The organism is Lysobacter yananisis (assembly GCF_031199375.1).
GTDB classification, from domain to species: domain Bacteria; phylum Pseudomonadota; class Gammaproteobacteria; order Xanthomonadales; family Xanthomonadaceae; genus Lysobacter; species Lysobacter yananisis.
In genome coordinates, this window is the sequence record NZ_CP133568.1 from 4,202,541 (window position 1) to 4,219,180 (window position 16,640).

The window sequence follows — 16,640 nt, forward strand, 5'->3', positions numbered from 1 at the left end:
TGGTCATCGCGGCGTCTCACTCCTGTTCCGGCGCGGCGGCGTCCTGCAGCGCCGCGGCCAGCACCGCCTCGGCGAAGCCGGCCAGGCGCGGGCGGCGGAACAGCAGCGACGGCGCCACCGCGACGTCCAGTTCCTCGCGCAGCCGCGCCAGCAGGCGCATGGCCAGCAACGAGTGGCCGCCGAGTTCGAAGAAGTCGTCGTCGCGGCCGATGCGTTCGGCCGCCAACAGCTCCTGCCACCACTGCGCGAGCAGGGTTTCCAGTTCGCCTTGCGGCGGCGCGTAATCGCCGCGCGCGAACGCGTTGCCGGCGGGCGCGGGCAGGGCGCGGCGTTCGAGCTTGCCGCCGGCGGTCAGCGGCAGCGCCTGCAGCCGCACGTACGCGGCCGGCAGCATGTAGTCGGGCAGGCGTTCGGCCAGGTGCGCGCGCAGCGCGGCGGCGAAGAATTCCTCGCCGTGTTCGCGATCCGCCGCGGCGACGACATAGGCGACCAGGCGCGGCCGGCCGGGTTCGTCCTCGCGCAGCAGCACCGCGGCTTCGCGCACCGCCGGGTGCTCGCGCAGGCGCGCCTGGATCTCGCCGAGTTCGATGCGATAGCCGCGCAGCTTGACCTGACCATCGTCGCGGCCGAGGAACAGCAGTTCGCCGTCTTCGCGATAACGCACCGTGTCGCCGCTGCGGTACATGCGCGCGCCGGGACGGGGATCGAAAGGGTCGGGAAAATAGCGCTCGGCGTCGAGTTCGGCGCGGCCCAGGTAGCCGCGCGCGACGCCGGCGCCGCCGAGGTAGAGCTCGCCCGGCGCACCCAGCGGCAGCGGCCGGCGCTGGGCGTCGAGCACGTAAGCGCGGGTGTTGGCGAGCGGGCGGCCGATGGGTGCGGGCGCGTCGCCGGACCAGTGCGGCGGCGGTTCCCAGGCGGTGGCCAGCACCGTGGTCTCGGTCGGGCCGTACACGTGCACGGGGCGCGCGCCGCCGCGCTGCAGCATGCGCAGCAACGTCGGCGGCACCGCTTCGCCGCCGACCAGGAACAGCGGCGGCGTCTGGAAGCGCGGCAAGGCGTCGCGCCCTTGCAGGAACGCCGGCGGCAGGTAGCTCAGGCCGATGCGTTCGCGCGCGATCCACTCCAGGTAGGCGCCGGCGTCGGCGCGTTCGTCGTCGCCGGGAACGCACAGCGCGGCGCCGCGCGACAGGCTCAGGCCGATCTCGATCAGGCTGGCGTCGAAGCCCAGCGAGGCGAACTGGGCGATGCGGCTGTGCGCGCCGATGCCGAAGCGCTCGGCCTGGCTGTGGGCGAACTGGACCAACTGGCGGTGTTCGACCATCACCCCCTTGGGATCGCCGGTGGAGCCGGAGGTGTAGACGATGTAGGCCAGATGCTGCGGACCGAGATCGGCGCGTTGCGGCGCGGTGTCGGCACAGCCCTCGACCAGGGCCGGATCGTCGAGCGCGAACAGCGGCCAATCGCCGTGCGCGCCGGCCGCGGTGAGGGCGCGGCGGCCTTCCTCGTCGGTCAGCGCGCACACCGGCGCGGCGTCGGCGAGCACGCGGGCGAAACGCGCCGAGGCGTGCGCCGGGTCCAGCGGCACGTAGGCGCCGCCGGCCTTGAACACGGCCAGGATCGCGACGATCGCGTCGGCGCCGCGTTGCGCGCACAGCGCCACGCGCCGGTCGGGGCCGACGCCGGCCGCGATCAGGCGATGGGCGAGGCGGTTGGCGGCGGCGTCGAGCGCGGCGTAGCTCCAGCGCGCGCCGGCGTGTTCGAGCGCGACCGCCTCGGGCGAGCGCTTGGCCTGCCGTTCGAACAAATGATGGAAGCAGGCTTCGCGCGGATAGTCGGCGTCGGTGCGGTTCCAGTCGTGCAGCAACTGCCGGCGCTCGTCCGCGCCGATCAGCTCGAAGCCGGCGACCGGGCCGGGCGCGTCCTCGGCCAGCGCGCGCAGCGCGGCGAGCAGGTAGCCGCGATGGCGTTCGATCGCCGCCGGCGCGAACAGCGCGGTGGCATAGCGCAAGCCGCCGACCACGGCGCCGGCGCGTTCGCCCAGTTGCAGTTCCAGGTCGAACTTGGCGCCGCCCAATTCCAAGCCCAATTCCGAGCCCAATTCCAGGCCCAGCTCCAGCACCTGCGCGTCGATCCCGGGCAGCTCGAAGACGGGTTCGTCCTCGCCCTGCCAGGCCAGCACCGCCTGGAACAGCGGCGTGCGGTCGGCGCGGCGCGGCGGGTTCAGCGCTTCGACCACGCGCTCGAACGGCAGCGCGTGGTCCTGCGCGTCGAGCGCGCTGCGGCGCGCGCGCTCGATCAACTCGTCGGCGTCGGGCTCGCCGGACAGGTCGATGCGCAGGGCCAGGGTGTCGACGAAGAAGCCGATCAGCGCCTCGCTGCCGGCCCAGTCGCGTTGCGCGTTGGGCGCGCCGACGACGACCTCGCTTTGTCCGGACAGGCGCGAGAGCACCAGCGCCCACGCGGCGAGCACCAGCGCGAACAGGCTGGTGCCGTGGCGGCGCGCGCGCCGGCGCAACGCCTCGGCCAGCGCCGGTTCGATCCGCAGCGGCAGCAGCGCGCCGTCGAAGCTCTGCAGCGGCGGGCGCGGCTGTCGGGTCGGCAGGTCCAGCAATGCCGGCGCGTCGGCCAGCGCGGTGCGCCAGTGCTGCTGCAGCGCATCCACCGCCTCGCGTTGGTCGAGCCGGCGCTGCTGCCAGGCGGCGTAGTCGGGGAACTGCCACGGCAGCGGCGGCAGCGGATCGGACCGGCCTTGGACGAAGGCGGCGTACAGCGCGCTCAGGTCGCGCGCCAGCGGCCGCAGCGATTCGCCGTCGGCGACCAGATGGTGCAGGGTCAGCAGCAGATGGAATTCGTCGTCGCCGCTGCGCGCCAGCAGCGCCCGCGCCGGCGGGCCGCGTTCGAGATCGAAGGTGGTTTCGGCTTCGCGTTGGAGCGCGTCGCGCAATGCCGCGTCGCCGGCGCCGCGCAGGTCGCATTCGCGCAGCGCGAACGCGCTCGTCTCGGGCGCCAGTTGCAGGCGCGGTTCGCCGCCGACGGCGACGAAACGCGAGCGCAGGCCGGCATGGCGCGCCGACAGCGCGTCCAGCGCGGCGCGCAGCGCGGCGACGTCGAGCGCGCCGCGCAGGCGCAGCGGCAAGGCGATGTGGTACGCGCCGCCGATGCCGTCGAGCTGGCTGAGGAACCACAGCCGGCGCTGATTCGAGGACAGCGTCGCGGCGGCGGCGCCGGCGCCGGGCTGCGGCGGTTCCGCCGCAGCGGCGGCCGCGCCGCGCAGCGCGTCGAGCGCGGCGGCCTGCGCGGCCAGGGTCGGGTGTTGCCAGATCGCGCTGACCGGCAGCTCGACCCGCCATTGCCGGCGCAGCCGGCCGAGCAGGCGCGCCGCGCTCAGCGAATGCCCGCCGAGGGCGAAGAAATCGTCGTCGCGGCCGATGCGTTCGCGGCCGAGCAGTTCCTGCCACAGCCGCGCAAGCTCGGTTTCGCCGCCGGGTCGCGGCGCGCGGTAGTCGCGGCGGCCGTAGGCGTCGTCGTCGGGCGGCGGCAGCGCGGCGCGGTCGAGCTTGCCGTGGGCGCTGCGCGGCAGCGCCGCGACCACGACGATCGCGGCCGGGCGCAGCGGCTCGGGCAGGCGTTCGCGCAGGTGTTCGCGCAAGGCGGCGGCGAAGTCGGCGCCGCCGCCGTCGCCGGGCGCGGGCGCGGCGTACGCGACCAGTTCCAGCGCGCCGTCCGCGCCGGCGCGCGCGACCGCCGCGGCTTCGCGCACGCGCGGATGCGCGGCCAGTTGCGCGGCGATCTCGCCGGGTTCGACCCGGAAACCGCGGATCTTGACCTGTTCGTCGTTGCGGCCGAGGAACTCCAGCTCGCCGCCGGGCAGGCGGCGGGCGAGGTCGCCGCTGCGGTACATGCGCGCGCCCGGCCGCGGGTCGAAGGGATCGGCGGGGAAGCGCTGCGCGCTGAGTTCGTCCTGGTGCAGATAGCCCAGCGCCGGCGCCGCGCCGCCGATCCACAGTTCGCCGCTGTCGCCGTCGCGCACCGGCCGGCGCTGCGGATCGAGCAGGTACAGCCGCACGCCGGCGACGGCGCGGCCGATCGGCACGTGCGCGGGCGCATCGGCGACCGACTGCGCGCCGCCGGGGCCGAGCACGTGCGCGCTGACCACGTGGGTCTCGGTCGGGCCGTAGTGGTTGTGCAGGCGGGTCGACGGCAGGCGCGCGAACATCGCGCGGATGGCCGGGGTCAGGCGCAGTTGCTCGCCGGCGACGATCACCTCGGCGAGGTGTTCGCGCAGGCCGGCGACGGTGGCGTCGTCGGCGTCGGCCAACGCATCGGCCAGCGCGCTCAGCGCCAGGTAGGGCAGGTGCAGGCGCTGGATCCTGCGTTCGTACAGGGCGCGGGCGAGCGCGGCGAAGTCGTGGCGCAGTTCGGATTCGGCGACGACCAGGGTCGCGCCGTCGCACAGCGCGCCGAAGATTTCCTGGAACGAGACGTCGAAACCGAGCGCGGCGAACTGCAAGGTGCGCAAGCCCGCGCCGAACTGGCCGCGCTGCCAGCGCAGCAGGTTCAGCAGTGGCGCGTGCGCCATCGCCACGCCCTTGGGGCGGCCGGTCGAGCCGGAGGTGTAGATCACGTAGGCCGGGCGTTGCGGGTCGTCACTATGCGCGCAGCCGGCGTCGTGTTCGACCGCGGCGGGTGCCGGATCGGGCGCCGGTTCGGCGCAGTCGTCCACGGCGATCCCGGACCGATCGTCGCCGTCGCGCGCATCGTCCAGGCCCAGCGCGCGCCGTCCGGCTGCGTCGTACAGGCGCGCAGCGGGCGCGGCATCGTCCAGCAGCAGGTGCAGCCGTGCGCGCGGATAGTCGGGGTCCAGCGGCAGGTAGGCGGCGCCGGCCTTGAGCGTGGCCAGCATCGCCACCACCGGCGCGAATCCGCGCTCGGCGCAGATCGCGACGCGGTCGCCGGCGACGACGCCGAGCGCGCGCAAGCGCCGCGCCAGCCGCTCGGCGCAGGCGTCGAGCGCGGCGTAGCTCAACGTGCGTCCGGCATGTTCCAGTGCCGGCGCATGCGGTGTGCGTTGCGCCTGGCGTTCGAACAGCGCGTGCACGCTGCCGCGCTCGGCGGGGTCTTCGTGGCCGGCGTCCGTGGGCGCCGGAATCGGGTGGTTCGTACGGATCTCGTCCATGGTCTCGTCGCGATGGTGGGGGAATCGGTGGGGGACCCGGCGCCTCAGCCGCGATGGCGGTACAGCCAGTGCGCGCAGCGGCGCAGGTGTTCGCGGTCCAGCGGCGGGCTGGCGGCCGGGTCGAGCAGTTCGGTCATGGCGTTGCCGACGACGGTGTCGCCGCGGTCCTCGTCGCCGCCGCCGGGCGCCAGTTCGGCCGGCAGGATCGAGGCGACCGCGGCGGTGGCCGGGTCGGCCGCGCAATCGCGCAGCCACTGCGCGTACGGGCGGCGGGCGGCGGCCATGCCGGGTTGTTCGAGCACGCAGTCGATCCAGTCGGCGAGGCGGTAACCGTGCGCATCGGCGAGGTTGAGGCTGCGCCCGGCGCTGTCGCCGCGCAGCGACAGTTCGACGATCGCCGCGGCCATGCGGTCCACCGCCAGCGAGCTCATGCGCAGGTCGATGTCCGGCGCGGCGCCGAGCCGGTAGCAGGCCTGCACGAACAGGCTCCAGGCGTCGCTGGCGTTGCAGGCGCCGCTGTCGGCCGCGCCGGCGATATGGGTGGGACGGTAGACGGTGAACGGCAGGCCGCGTTCGCCGCCGGCGCGCAGCAAGCGTTCGGCGACCCACTTGCTGCGCGCGTAGCCCGAGCCGAGCGCGCGCCAGCAGCGCGCCAGCGCTTCTTCGTCCTCGGCGGGCTCGCCGAGCGCGCGCACCTGCGCCGGTGCGGGCAGGGTGCTCAGGGTCGAGACGTAGTGCACGTGCTTGCGCCGCGCGCTCGATGCCAGACGCACGACTTCGCGGGTGCCGCCGACGTTGGCCGGCTTGAGCGCGGCGTAACCGTGCAGCGAGTTGACCCAGGCGCCGTTGTGGTAGATCGCGTCGATGCGTTCGGCCAGGGCGGCGAAGTCGCGCGCGTCCAGGCCGAGCCGCGGTTCGGCCAGATCGCCCGGCACGATCGCCACGCGCGTCGGGTCGCTGGCGCGCAGGCCGAGCGCGGCCAGGGCGGCGTCGAGCCGGCGCCGGCCGTCGGCGGCATCGGCGCAGCGCACCAGGCAATGCACCCGCGCCTGGGTGCGTTGCAGCAGCGCCTGCAGCAGGAAGGCGCCGAGGAAGCCGGTGGCGCCGGTCAGCAGCAGTTCGCGGTACCGCGCCGGCGGCGTCGCCGCGGCGAGCCCGGCGCCGTCGATGTCCGGCTCCAGCCGCGCTTCGGCGTCCAGATCGAGCGCAGCGCCGGACCCGCCGCGCGTCTGCGCGCCGCTGATCAGCAACGCCGCCATTTCGTCCAGGCGTGGATGCGCGAACAACTCGCGCACCGGCACCCGCACGCCGAAGGCCTCGTCCAGCCGCGCGGCCAGTTGCACCGCGCGCAGCGAGTGCCCGCCGAGTTCGAAGAAATCGTCGTGGCGGCCGATCCGCTGCACGTCCAGCAATTCGCGCCACAGTTCGGCCAGGCGCGATTCTTCGCCGGGCCGCGGCGGTTGGTAGGCGGCGCGGGCGAAGTGGTCGCCGCCGGGCGCGGGCAGCGCGCGCCGGTCGAGCTTGCCGTGCGCGGTCAGCGGCAGCGCGTCCACGCGCACGTACGCGGCCGGACGCATGTAGTCGGGCAGGCGTTCGCTCAAGTACGCGCGCAGCGATGCGGCCAGGACTTCATCGCCGGTTTCCGCGCGATCCGGATCGGCGACCACGTAGGCCGCCAGATACGACTCGCCGGCGCGGTCCTGGCGCGCGATCACCGCGCATTCGCGCACCGCCGGATGCGCATCGAGGTGGGCCTGGATTTCCGCCGGCTCGATGCGGAAGCCGCGCAGCTTGATCTGCTCGTCGTTGCGGCCGAGGAATAGCAGCTCGCCGTCGGGCAGGTAACGGGCGAGATCGCCGCTGCGGTACATGCGCGCGCCCGGCCGCGGGTCGAAGGGATCGGCGAGGAAGCGTTCGGCGGTGAGGTCGGGGCGGCCGAAGTAGCCGCGGGCGACCCCGGCGCCGCCGATGTACAACTCGCCGACCGCGCCGGTCGGCACCGGTTGCCGCTGCGCGTCGAGCAGGTACAGGCGGACGTTCGGCAACGGCCGGCCGATCGGTACCGGCGCGTCGGCGGCTTCGACCTGCGGCGCCTGCGCGCGCGGCGCGGTCCAGGCGCTGGCGCAGACGGTGATCTCGGTGGGGCCGTAGGCGTTGATCACGCGCGCATGCCGCGACAGCTCGAGCACCAAGGCCGGGCTCGGCGCTTCGCCGCCGAGCAGGAACGTCGGGCGGTGCGCGAACGGCGCGATCGCGTGGCCTTGCAGCAACGCCGGCGGCAAGGTCGCGTGGGTGATGCGGCGGCGGCGGACGAAGTCCAGCAGCGCCGGCGCGCTTTCGCGATCGGCCGGATCCGGCAGGTACAGCGCGCCGCCGCGTCCGAACGCCATCAGCAGGTCGAACACGCTGGCGTCGAAGCCGATCGAGGCGAACTGCAGCACCCGGCTGCGGCGGCCGGTGCGCAGGCGCCGCGCCTGCGCCGCGGCCAGATGCATCGCGTTGCGGTGTTCGACCATCACGCCCTTGGGCGCGCCGGTCGAGCCGGAGGTGTAGATGAGATAGGCCAGGTCCGACGCCGCGCGCCCGGGGACCTGCGGCGGCTGGGTCGGGCCCTGCGACCACAGGGTTTCGTCGTCGAGGTCCAGCTGCGGCAAGGCCGGGTCGCGCGGCGCGGCGCCGGGTTCGGGCGCGGCGTCTTGGCTCGCGCACTGGCGCGCGCAAGCCTCCAGCGCGGCGCGGCCGGCGGCGTCGCACAGCGCCAGCGCCGGCGCGGCGTCGGCGAGGATGCGCGCGAGCCGGGCCGAGGGATAGGCCGGATCGAACGGCACGTAGGCCGCGCCGGCCTTGAGGATCGCGAGGATCCCGACGATCAGGCCGAAGCCGCGTTGCGCGCCCAGCGCGACCCGGTCGCCGCGGACCACGCCGCGCGCGACCAGACGGTGGGCGAGACGATCGGCGCGGCGGTCGAGTTCGGCGTAGCTCAGCCGCGCCTCGCCGTGGACCACGGCGTCGGCCTGCGGCGTGCGCCGCGCCTGGCGGGCGAAGGCCTGGTCGAGCAGACCGTCGCGGTCGAACGCCATCTCGGTGCGGTTGCGCGCGTTTACCAGCGCCTCGCGTTCGCGCGACGGCAACAGCGGCCAGTGCGCGACCGGATCGGGGCGTTGCGCGGCGAGCGCGGCCAGCGCCGCCAGCAGGTAATCGCGATGGCGCTCGACGCTGGCCGGGTCGAACAGCGCGCAGGCGTAGTTGAGGCCGCCTTCGACGCCGCCGTCGCGCTCGCCCAGCACCAGTTCCAGGTCGAACTTGGCCCAGTGCAGGCGCAGCGGTTCGGCGCCGGCCTCCACGCCGGGCAGGCGCGGCAACGCGTCCTCGTCGCTCTGCCAGGCGAACATCGCCTGGAACACCGGCGTGCGGTCGAGCCGGCGCGGCAATTGCAGCGCGTCGACCACTTGCTCGAACGGCAGGTCCTGGTGCGCCTGCGCGTCGAGCGTGGCCTTGCGCGCGCGCGCCAGCAGCGCGGCCGGGCCGGGCGCGCCGGACAGGTCGATGCGCAGCGCCAGGGTGTTGACGAAGAAGCCGATCAGCGGCTCGGTTTCGTGGCGGTTGCGGCCGGCGGTGGCCGCTCCGATCACCACGTCGTCCTGGCCCGACAGCCGCGCCAGCACCGCGCTCCACGCCGCCAGCACGGTCATGAACACGGTCGCGCCGTGGCGTTGGGCGACGCGCTTGAGCGCGGTGGTCAGCGCCGCGTCCAGGCGCAGCGGCACGAACCCGGCGGCGAAGGATTGCTGCGGCGGGCGCGGCCGGTCCAGCGGCAGTTCCAGCAGCGCCGGCGCGCCGGCCAGCGCGCCGCGCCAGTAGTCGGCCTGCGCGCGCAGGCGCCCGGGCGCGAACCGGCGGCGTTGCCAGATCGCGTAGTCGGGGTACTGCACCGGCAGCGGCGGCAGCGGATCGGCGCGGCCGGCGGCGAAGGCGGCGTAGAGCGCGCTCAATTCGTCCATCAGCACGCCCAGCGACCAGCCGTCGGCGACGATGTGGTGCACCACCAGCAACAGCACGTGGGTGTCTTGGTCCAGGCGCGACAGGCGCGCGCGCAGCAGCGGCCCGTGGGCGAGGTCGAACGGCGCGTCGACGTCCTCGTCCATGCGTTCGCGCAGACGCGCCTGAGCGTCGCTGCCGCGCAGGTCGCGCTGCACCCAGTCGACGCCGCCGCGCGGATCGAGCAGGCGCGCGTGGGCGATGCCGCCGCGCTCGGGAAACACGCTGCGCAGGCCTTCGTGGCGGGCGAAGATCCGGTCCAGGGCGCGGCGCAGCGCGGCGGTATCGAGCGCGCCGCGCAGGCGCAGCGCCAGCGGGATGTGGTAAGTGGCGCTGGCGCCGTGGAAGCGCGAGAGGAACCACAACCGTTGCTGCGCCAGCGACAGCGGCAGTTCGCCGTCGCCGGCGCCGTCGTTTTCGCCGCGCGGCAGGATCGGCTCGGACGGCGCGCCCGGTACGTCGTCGTCGCCTTGCGCCGCCTGGGCGAGGCGGGCGTCGATGGCCGCGGCCAGATCGGCCAGGCGCGGGCGCGCGAACAGTTCGGCCAGCGGCAGCTCGATCGCGAAGGTCCGGCCGATCCGGCTCAGCAGCCGCACCGCGATCAGCGAATGGCCGCCGAGTTCGAAGAAGTGGTCGCCGCGGCCGACCCGGGCCAGCCCGAGCAATTCCTGCCACAGCTTCGCCAGCGCGGTTTCGCTGGCGCCGCGCGGCGCTTCGAACGCGGCGTGGGCGAACGCGGCTGCGTCCGGCGCCGGCAGAGCGCGCGCGTCGAGCTTGCCGTTGGGCGTGACCGGCAGCGCGGGCACGGCGACGAAGGCCGAAGGCAGCATGTAGTCGGGCAGGCGCGCGGCCAGGTGCGCGCGCAGCGCGGCGGCCCAGTCGCGGCTGTCGTCGCCGTGGTGGACCTCGCCGCCGGCGGGCACCGCATAGGCCACCAGCGCGGTCTGTCCGTCGGGACGTTCGCGCGCGAGCACCGCGCATTCGCGCACCTGCGCGTGTTCGGCTAAGCGCGCCTCGATTTCGCCCGGCTCGATGCGGAAGCCGCGGATCTTGACCTGCTGGTCGTTGCGGCCGAGAAACTCCAGTCGCCCGTCGGCGCGGAAGCGGGCGAGGTCGCCGGTGCGGTACATGCGCGCGCCGGCCGACGGCTGGGCGAGCGGTTCGGCGAACGGATCGGCGAGAAAACGCTCGGACTCCAGTTCGCGCCGGTGCAGATAACCGCGCGCCACGCAGGCGCCGGCCAAGTACAGCTCGCCGGCGGCGCCGCGCGGCACCGGCTGGCCGTGGCGGTCGAGCAGGTAGACGCGGCTGCCCGAGACCGGCCGTCCGATCGGCGCATGGTCGGGTTCGGCGTCGAGGTCGGGACCCAGCGCGCAAGCGACCGCGACGTGGGTTTCGGTCGGGCCGTAGTGGTTGTGCAGCCGGCAATCCGGCAACTGCCGCAGCAGCCAGCGCAGTTGCGGGGTCAGGCGCAACTGTTCGCCGGCGACGACGATCTCGCGCAGGTGCGCGCGCAGCGCGTCCAGCGCCGCGTCGCCGCCGTCCTCGACGGCTTCGGCCAGTCCCTGCGCGGCGATGTAGGGCAGATGCAGGCGGTCGATGCGCTGCGCGCGCAACAGCGCCGGCAGCGCGGCGAGGTCCAGGCGCTGGTCGGCGTCGAGCAGCACCAGCGCGGCGCCGCCGCACAGCGCGCCGAAGATCTCCTGGAACGCCACGTCGAAGCCGAGCGCGGCGAACTGCAGCACGCGTCGCGCCGGCGCCAGCGCGCTGCGTTGCCAGTGCAGCAACTGCGCCAGCGGCGCGTGCGGCATCGCCACGCCCTTGGGCGCGCCGGTCGAGCCGGAGGTGTAGATCACGTAGGCGAGGTGTTGCGGGTCGGGTTCGGCCTGCGGCGCGATTTCGGCCGGTTCCGCGACGTGGCCGTCGAGCGCGTCCGCCAACGCCGCGTCGAGGTCCAGCGCCGGCGTCGCGTTCGCCGGCGTCGCGGCCAGCGCTTCGCGTCCCGCGGCGTCGGCCAGCACCGCCACCGGCGCGGCGTCGGCGAGCACCTGGGCCAGGCGTTCGCGCGGATGATCGAGGTCCAGCGGCACGTAAGCGGCGCCGGCCTTGAGCGCGGCCAGCGCGCCGACCACGACGCCGAAACCACGGCGCGCGCACAGCCCGACGCGCTGGTCGGGACCGGTGCCGAGCGCGCGCAGCCGCCGCGCCAGGCGTTCGGCGCGCGCGTCGAGTTCGGCGTAGTCCATGCGTCGCCCGGCATGGATCAGCGCGGTCGCCTGCGGGGTCGCGCGGGCCTGGCGTTCGAACAGGCGATGCACGCATTCGGGCGGCCGGGGCTGCGCCTCGGGTTCGCCGCGGCCGAGCTGTTCGAGCAGGTGCGCGCGTTCGTCCGCGCCGATCAGGTCGATGCGCGCGACCGGTTGCCGCGGCCGCGCGCAGAACGCGTCCAGCGCCGCACGCAGATAGCGCAACTGGCGCTCGACGGTGGCCGCATCGAACAGTTCGCTGGCATAGCCGAGTTCGCCGACCAGTTCGCCGTCCTGCTCGCGCAGGTGCAGTTCCAGCTCGAAGCGCACCGCCGCGAACGGCTGGCTCGCGCGCACGTGCAGGCCGGGCAGGTCGAAACGTCCGGTCTCGTTGCTCTGCCAGGCCAGCAGCGCCTGGAACAACGGCGTGCGGTCGATCCGGCGCTCGGGCTGGGCGATTTCGACCACTTGCTCGAACGGCAGGTCCTGGTTGGCCTGGGCGCCGAGCGCGGCGGCGCGCACGCGCTGCAGCAGTTGGGCGACGTCGGCCTCGCCGCCGACATCGACGCGCAGCGCCAGGGTGTTGACGAAGAAACCCAGCAGCGGTTCGATCTCGGCGCGTTCGCGATTGGCCGAGGGCGTGCCGATGACTACTTCGTCCTGCCCGGACAGCCGCGCCAGCACCAGCGACCAGGCCGCGGCCACGGCCATGAACAGGCTGCAGCCGTGGGCGCGGCACAGCGCCTGCAAGCGCGCGACGCGTTCGGCGTCGATGCGCAGCGGCAGGCTGCCGGCGGCTTGCGGCGGCCGCGGCGGACGCGGCCGGTCGGTCGGCAGCGCCAGCAGCGCCGGTGCGCCGGCGAGCGCATCGCGCCAGTAATCGGCCTGCGGCGCCAGCCGCTCGCCGTGCAGCCAGCGCTGTTCCCACGCGGCGTAGTCGGGATATTGCACGCGCAGCGGCGGCAGCGGGTCGGGCGCGCCGGCGCGGTGCGCGGCGTAGAGCGCGCCCAGTTCGCGGCCCAGCAGATGCAGCGACCAGCCGTCGCAGACGATGTGGTGCTGCACCAGCATCAGCGTATGCGCGCGTTCGCCGGTGCGGATCAGGCGCGCGCGGATCAGCGGCCCGGCGGTCAGGTCGAACGGCGTGCGCGCGTCGAGGCCGCACAGCTCGTGCAAGCGTTGAGCCGCGTCGGCCGCGCCGCACAAGTCGTGCTCAGCCAGGGCCGGCCCCGGCTGAGCCGGCAGCAAGCGCGCCTGCGCTTCGCCATCGACGGATGCGAACACCGTGCGCAGCGCCTGATGGCGCGCGAACAAGGCGTCGAGGCTGCGGCGCAGCGCGGCGACGTCGAGTTCGCCGTCCAGGTCCAGGCGCAGCGGCATGTTGTAGCGGACCTGATCGGGTTCGAGCTGGTGCAGGAACCACAGCCGCCGTTGCGCGTGGGAGACCGCGGGCGCGGCGTCGGCCGGCGCAGGTTCGATCGGCGGCAGCGCGTCCGCCGGCGCCTGCGCACGCAAGCCGGCGAACGCGGCGGCGAACGCCGCCAGGGTCGGATGATCGAACAGCGCCGCCATCGGCAGCTCCACGCCATGGCGTTCGCGCACGCGCACGCGCAGCCGCGCGGCGGTCAGCGAGTGGCCGCCGAGGGCGAAGAAATCGTCGTCGCGGCCGATCCGTTCCAGGCCGAGCAACTCGCTCCACAGCCGCGCCAGCGCGCGTTCGTCCTCGCCTTGCGGCGGCCGGTACCGCGCGCGCGCGCGGTCGGCCTCGCCCGGCGCGGGCAACGCGGCGCGGTCGAGCTTGCCGTTGCCGGTCAGCGGCAGCGCCGGCAGCGCGACGAAGGCGGCCGGCAGCATGTAGTCGGGCAGGCGCGCGGCGAGGAACGCGCGCAACGCGGCCGGCGCGGCGTCGCCGGTGTAGTAGCCGACCAACTGCGTTTCGCCCGGCGCGCCCTCGCGCGCCAGCACGGCGCACTCGCGCACCTGCGGATGCTCGCCCAGGCGCGCCTGGATCTCGCCGGGTTCGATGCGGTAGCCGCGCAGCTTGAGTTGGTGATCGTTGCGGCCCAGGAACAGCAGCGAGCCGTCGTCGAGTTCGCGCGCGAGATCGCCGCTGCGGTACATGCGCGCGCCGCGCCCGGCGGCGAAAGGATCGGCGAGGAAGCGTTCGGCGCTGAGTTCGGGGCGGCCGAGATAACCGCGCGCGACGCCGTCGCCGCCGATGTGGATCTCGCCGGTTTCGCCGCGCGCGACCGGACGGCCGTCGGCGTCGAGCAGGTACACGCGGGCGCCGGCGAGCGCGCGGCCGATCGGCACCGGTGCGGATTCGCCGGCATCGGCCTGCGGCGCGATCCATTGGGTCGCGCAGACGGTGATCTCGGTCGGGCCGTAGGCGTTGATCACGGTCGCCTGCCCGGCGAGTTCGCGTACCAGCGCCGGACTCGGCGCCTCGCCGCCGAGCATCAGCACCGGCCGATGCGCGAAGCGCAGCGCGCGGCCCTGCAGGAACGCCGGCGGCAGCAGCGCATGGGTCAGCCGTTCGCGTTCGAACCACTCGTTGAAGGCTTCGGCGCTGGCGCGCTGCGCCGGCGTGGCGAGGTGCAGTTCGGCGCCGTTGGCCAGGGCCATGACCAGCTCCAGCACGCTGGCGTCGAAGCCGGGCGAGGCGAACTGGGCGATGCGGCTGTGCGCGTCCACGCCGAAGCGGGCGGTCTCGGTCGCGGCGAGGTAGAGCAGGTTGCGGTGTTCGACCATCACGCCCTTGGGCGCGCCGGTCGAGCCGGAGGTGTAGATGACGTAGGCCAGATGGTGCGGGCGCAGCGCGGCGATGCGCGGATTGCGCGCGGCCCAGGCGGGTTCGTCGTCGTCGCCGGCGGCGGAGCAAACGGAGTCGGCCAGCGGATCGAAGCAGCGCATGCGCGCCAGCGCCGCCTCGCCGAGCGCGCGGCGTCCGCTGTCGTCGCACAGCGCCAGGGTCGGCGCGGCGTCGGCCAGCATCGAGGCCAGCCGCGCGGACGCGTGGGCGGGGTCGAACGGCAGGTAGGCGGCGCCGGCCTTGAGCGCGGCCAGCGCGGCCACCGGCAGGGCGAAGCCGCGTTGCGCGCAGAACGCGACGAGGCGGTCGGGACCGGCGCCGGCGTCGATCAGGCATTGCGCGAGCCGGTTGGCGCGCGCGTTGAGTTCGGCGTAGCGCATGCGTTGGCCGTCGTGGACCAGGGCGACGGCCTCGGGCCGGCGCGCGGCCTGGCGTTCGAACAGGCGGTGCAGGCCGACCGCATCGTCGTGGCCGGGATCGCGGCGCGCGGCGGCGCTGGAAAGCGGATCGTGGAGAGAAGGCATGAACGCAGAGGACTCCGGGATCATCGACGGGCGGGGGCGCGCGCCGGCGTCCGCGTCGCGGGGCGACGGACAGCACGCAACGTCGCCGCGGGCGACTCGTGAACGGGAAGCGGAAGCGACGCGATGGCGGCGCGCTGGCGAATAGGGCTGGGGCTCGGCTTGGGCGGCGCGATCGCCGCGGAACCAACGGGCATCCGTTCGCGTTGAAACGAACGTGACCGGCGCCCGTTTTCACGATGGCCGGCGACGTTCGGCGCGCGCCTCGCACGGGCCGCGCCGGCGCAGTCTGGCAACGAATGCGCGGGTTCCGAAGTGATGGTTGTCATGGCCGCCGAGCTTGACGGGCGCGCGTCCCATGGCCTGAGAACGCGGCAGACGCGCGCGCTTGCATCGGTGCGCGGCGCGGGCGATGGTCGCGCCTGCGACTGAACAGGACTTCGCCGATGAACGACGCCAATCCCGCCGCCGACGATGCACCGATGTTCACGCTGTTGCCGTTAGGCGATGAACGGGTGCTGCTGTGTCCGGCCGACGGCGCGCCGATCGCCGACGCGCGCGCGGCGACCGACCTGATCGGCGAAGCCTCGTTCGCCGGCGCGACGGTGCTGGCGATCGCGGCGCAGCGGCTGGACGCGTCGTTCTTCCGCCTCGCCAGCGGCCTGGCCGGCGAGATCGCGCAGAAGGCGGCGAACTATCGCCTGCGCCTGGCGGTGGTCGGCGACATCCAGGCGCAGTTGCAACGCAGTTCGGCCTTGCGCGACTGGGTGCGCGAATGCGGCGAAGGACGCACGGTGTTGTTCGTCGCCGACCTCGACGAACTGGCGCGACGGCTCGGCTCGGGCTGACGCCGCGCGCGGATCGCCGGGCGCTGGCGCGGCGGCCGGCGCTCATCGATGCCGCGGCGTTCGACGCGGCATCGTCCGATTCAGGCCAGGCCGACTCGGTATCGCCCGACCGACGGCGGGCGCGACGACCGCGGCGCGGGTCAGCGCGGCGAGAACAGCGCGTTGAGTTCGGAGTAGGGCAGGGCCTGCGCCGACAGCGGGCGCGAATCGCCGTCGCGCAGGAAGTCCGCGGCCAGCGCGCGCACCCGCGCATGCGCCGATTGGGCGAGGTCGGAGCCGGCGCTGAGCCGGCGCACGCCCCATTCGCGCAACTGCGGTGCCGGCGGCAGCGCGGCGCGCGCGAGCAGGTTCAGCGGCAGGCCGGCGCCGGCGGCGATCGCGCGCACCTGGGTTTCGTCGGTCAGTCCAGGCACGAACAGGCCGTCGGCGCCGGCCTCGCGGTAGCGCGCCGCGCGCGCCAGGGTTTCGTCCACGCGCTGCGCTTCGGGGACCAGGCCGCGCAGGTAGACGTCGGTGCGCGCATTAACGAACAGCGCCACGCCCAGCGTCGCGGTCGCCCGCCGGATCCGCTCGATCTTGGCGCACAGCAGCTCCGGCGCGCCGCCGCCGTCTTCGATGTTGATGCCGACCGCGCCGACCTCGACCAGGCCGGCGACGTGGTCGGCGACGGTGTCGGGATCGTCGGAGTAGCCGCCTTCCACGTCCACGCTCAGCGGCACCCGCACTGCGCGGACGATGTCGGCGACGGTGGCGACCAGGCGCGGCACCGGCAGATGGTCGCCGTCGGCGAAACCGTGCGCCCAGGCCACGCCGGCGCTGGTGGTGGCGACGGCGGGCGCGCCCAGGCTTTCGATCAGGCGCGCGCTGCCGGCGTCCCAGGCGTTGGCGAGCAGCAGCGGGCCCGGACGCTGCGGGTCGTCGTGGTGGAGGCGGCGGAAGCGCTCGGCGCGTTCGCTTTGCGGGGTCATGGCGGTGTCTGCGCGGTGGGAAGGCGCCCAG

At 74.7% G+C, this 16,640-nt stretch carries 4 protein-coding genes; 1 reads left to right on the top strand and 3 read right to left on the bottom strand.

Annotation, left to right across the window (positions count from 1 at the left end; genetic code table 11):
• Positions 1-16 precede the first annotated feature (16 nt).
• Both RDV84_RS17670 and RDV84_RS17675 read right to left on the bottom strand, forming a co-directional pair.
• Complete coding sequence (locus tag RDV84_RS17670; RefSeq protein ID WP_309151082.1) at positions 17-5,176, bottom strand: non-ribosomal peptide synthetase; 5,160 nt, start codon at positions 5,174-5,176, stop codon at positions 17-19.
• Positions 5,177-5,220: 44 nt separating this feature from the next.
• The gene (locus RDV84_RS17675) at positions 5,221-14,796 is read right to left on the bottom strand and encodes a non-ribosomal peptide synthetase (RefSeq protein WP_309151083.1); all 9,576 of its coding nucleotides are present in this window, start codon (positions 14,794-14,796) and stop codon (positions 5,221-5,223) included.
• 443 nt (positions 14,797-15,239) lie between these two features.
• Here RDV84_RS17675 and RDV84_RS17680 point away from each other — a divergent pair, with 443 nt between their 5' ends.
• Entirely contained in the window at positions 15,240-15,641 is a 402-nt protein-coding gene (locus RDV84_RS17680) for a DUF4180 domain-containing protein (RefSeq protein ID WP_309151084.1), read from the top strand.
• A gap of 140 nt (positions 15,642-15,781) precedes the next feature.
• Here RDV84_RS17680 and RDV84_RS17685 read toward each other — a convergent pair whose 3' ends face one another.
• Entirely contained in the window at positions 15,782-16,609 is an 828-nt protein-coding gene (locus RDV84_RS17685) for an isocitrate lyase/PEP mutase family protein (protein ID WP_309151085.1), read from the bottom strand.
• Positions 16,610-16,640: the final 31 nt, after the last annotated feature.

What these genes read in the sequence shown, in the direction of transcription:
- RDV84_RS17670 (WP_309151082.1), bottom strand. Translation starts at nt 5,176, where the DNA reads ATGGACGAGATCCGTACGAACCACCCGATTCCGGCGCCCACGGACGCC.
- RDV84_RS17675 (WP_309151083.1), bottom strand. Translation starts at nt 14,796, where the DNA reads ATGCCTTCTCTCCACGATCCGCTTTCCAGCGCCGCCGCGCGCCGCGAT.
- RDV84_RS17680 (WP_309151084.1), top strand. Translation starts at nt 15,240, where the DNA reads ATGAACGACGCCAATCCCGCCGCCGACGATGCACCGATGTTCACGCTG.
- RDV84_RS17685 (WP_309151085.1), bottom strand. Translation starts at nt 16,609, where the DNA reads ATGACCCCGCAAAGCGAACGCGCCGAGCGCTTCCGCCGCCTCCACCAC.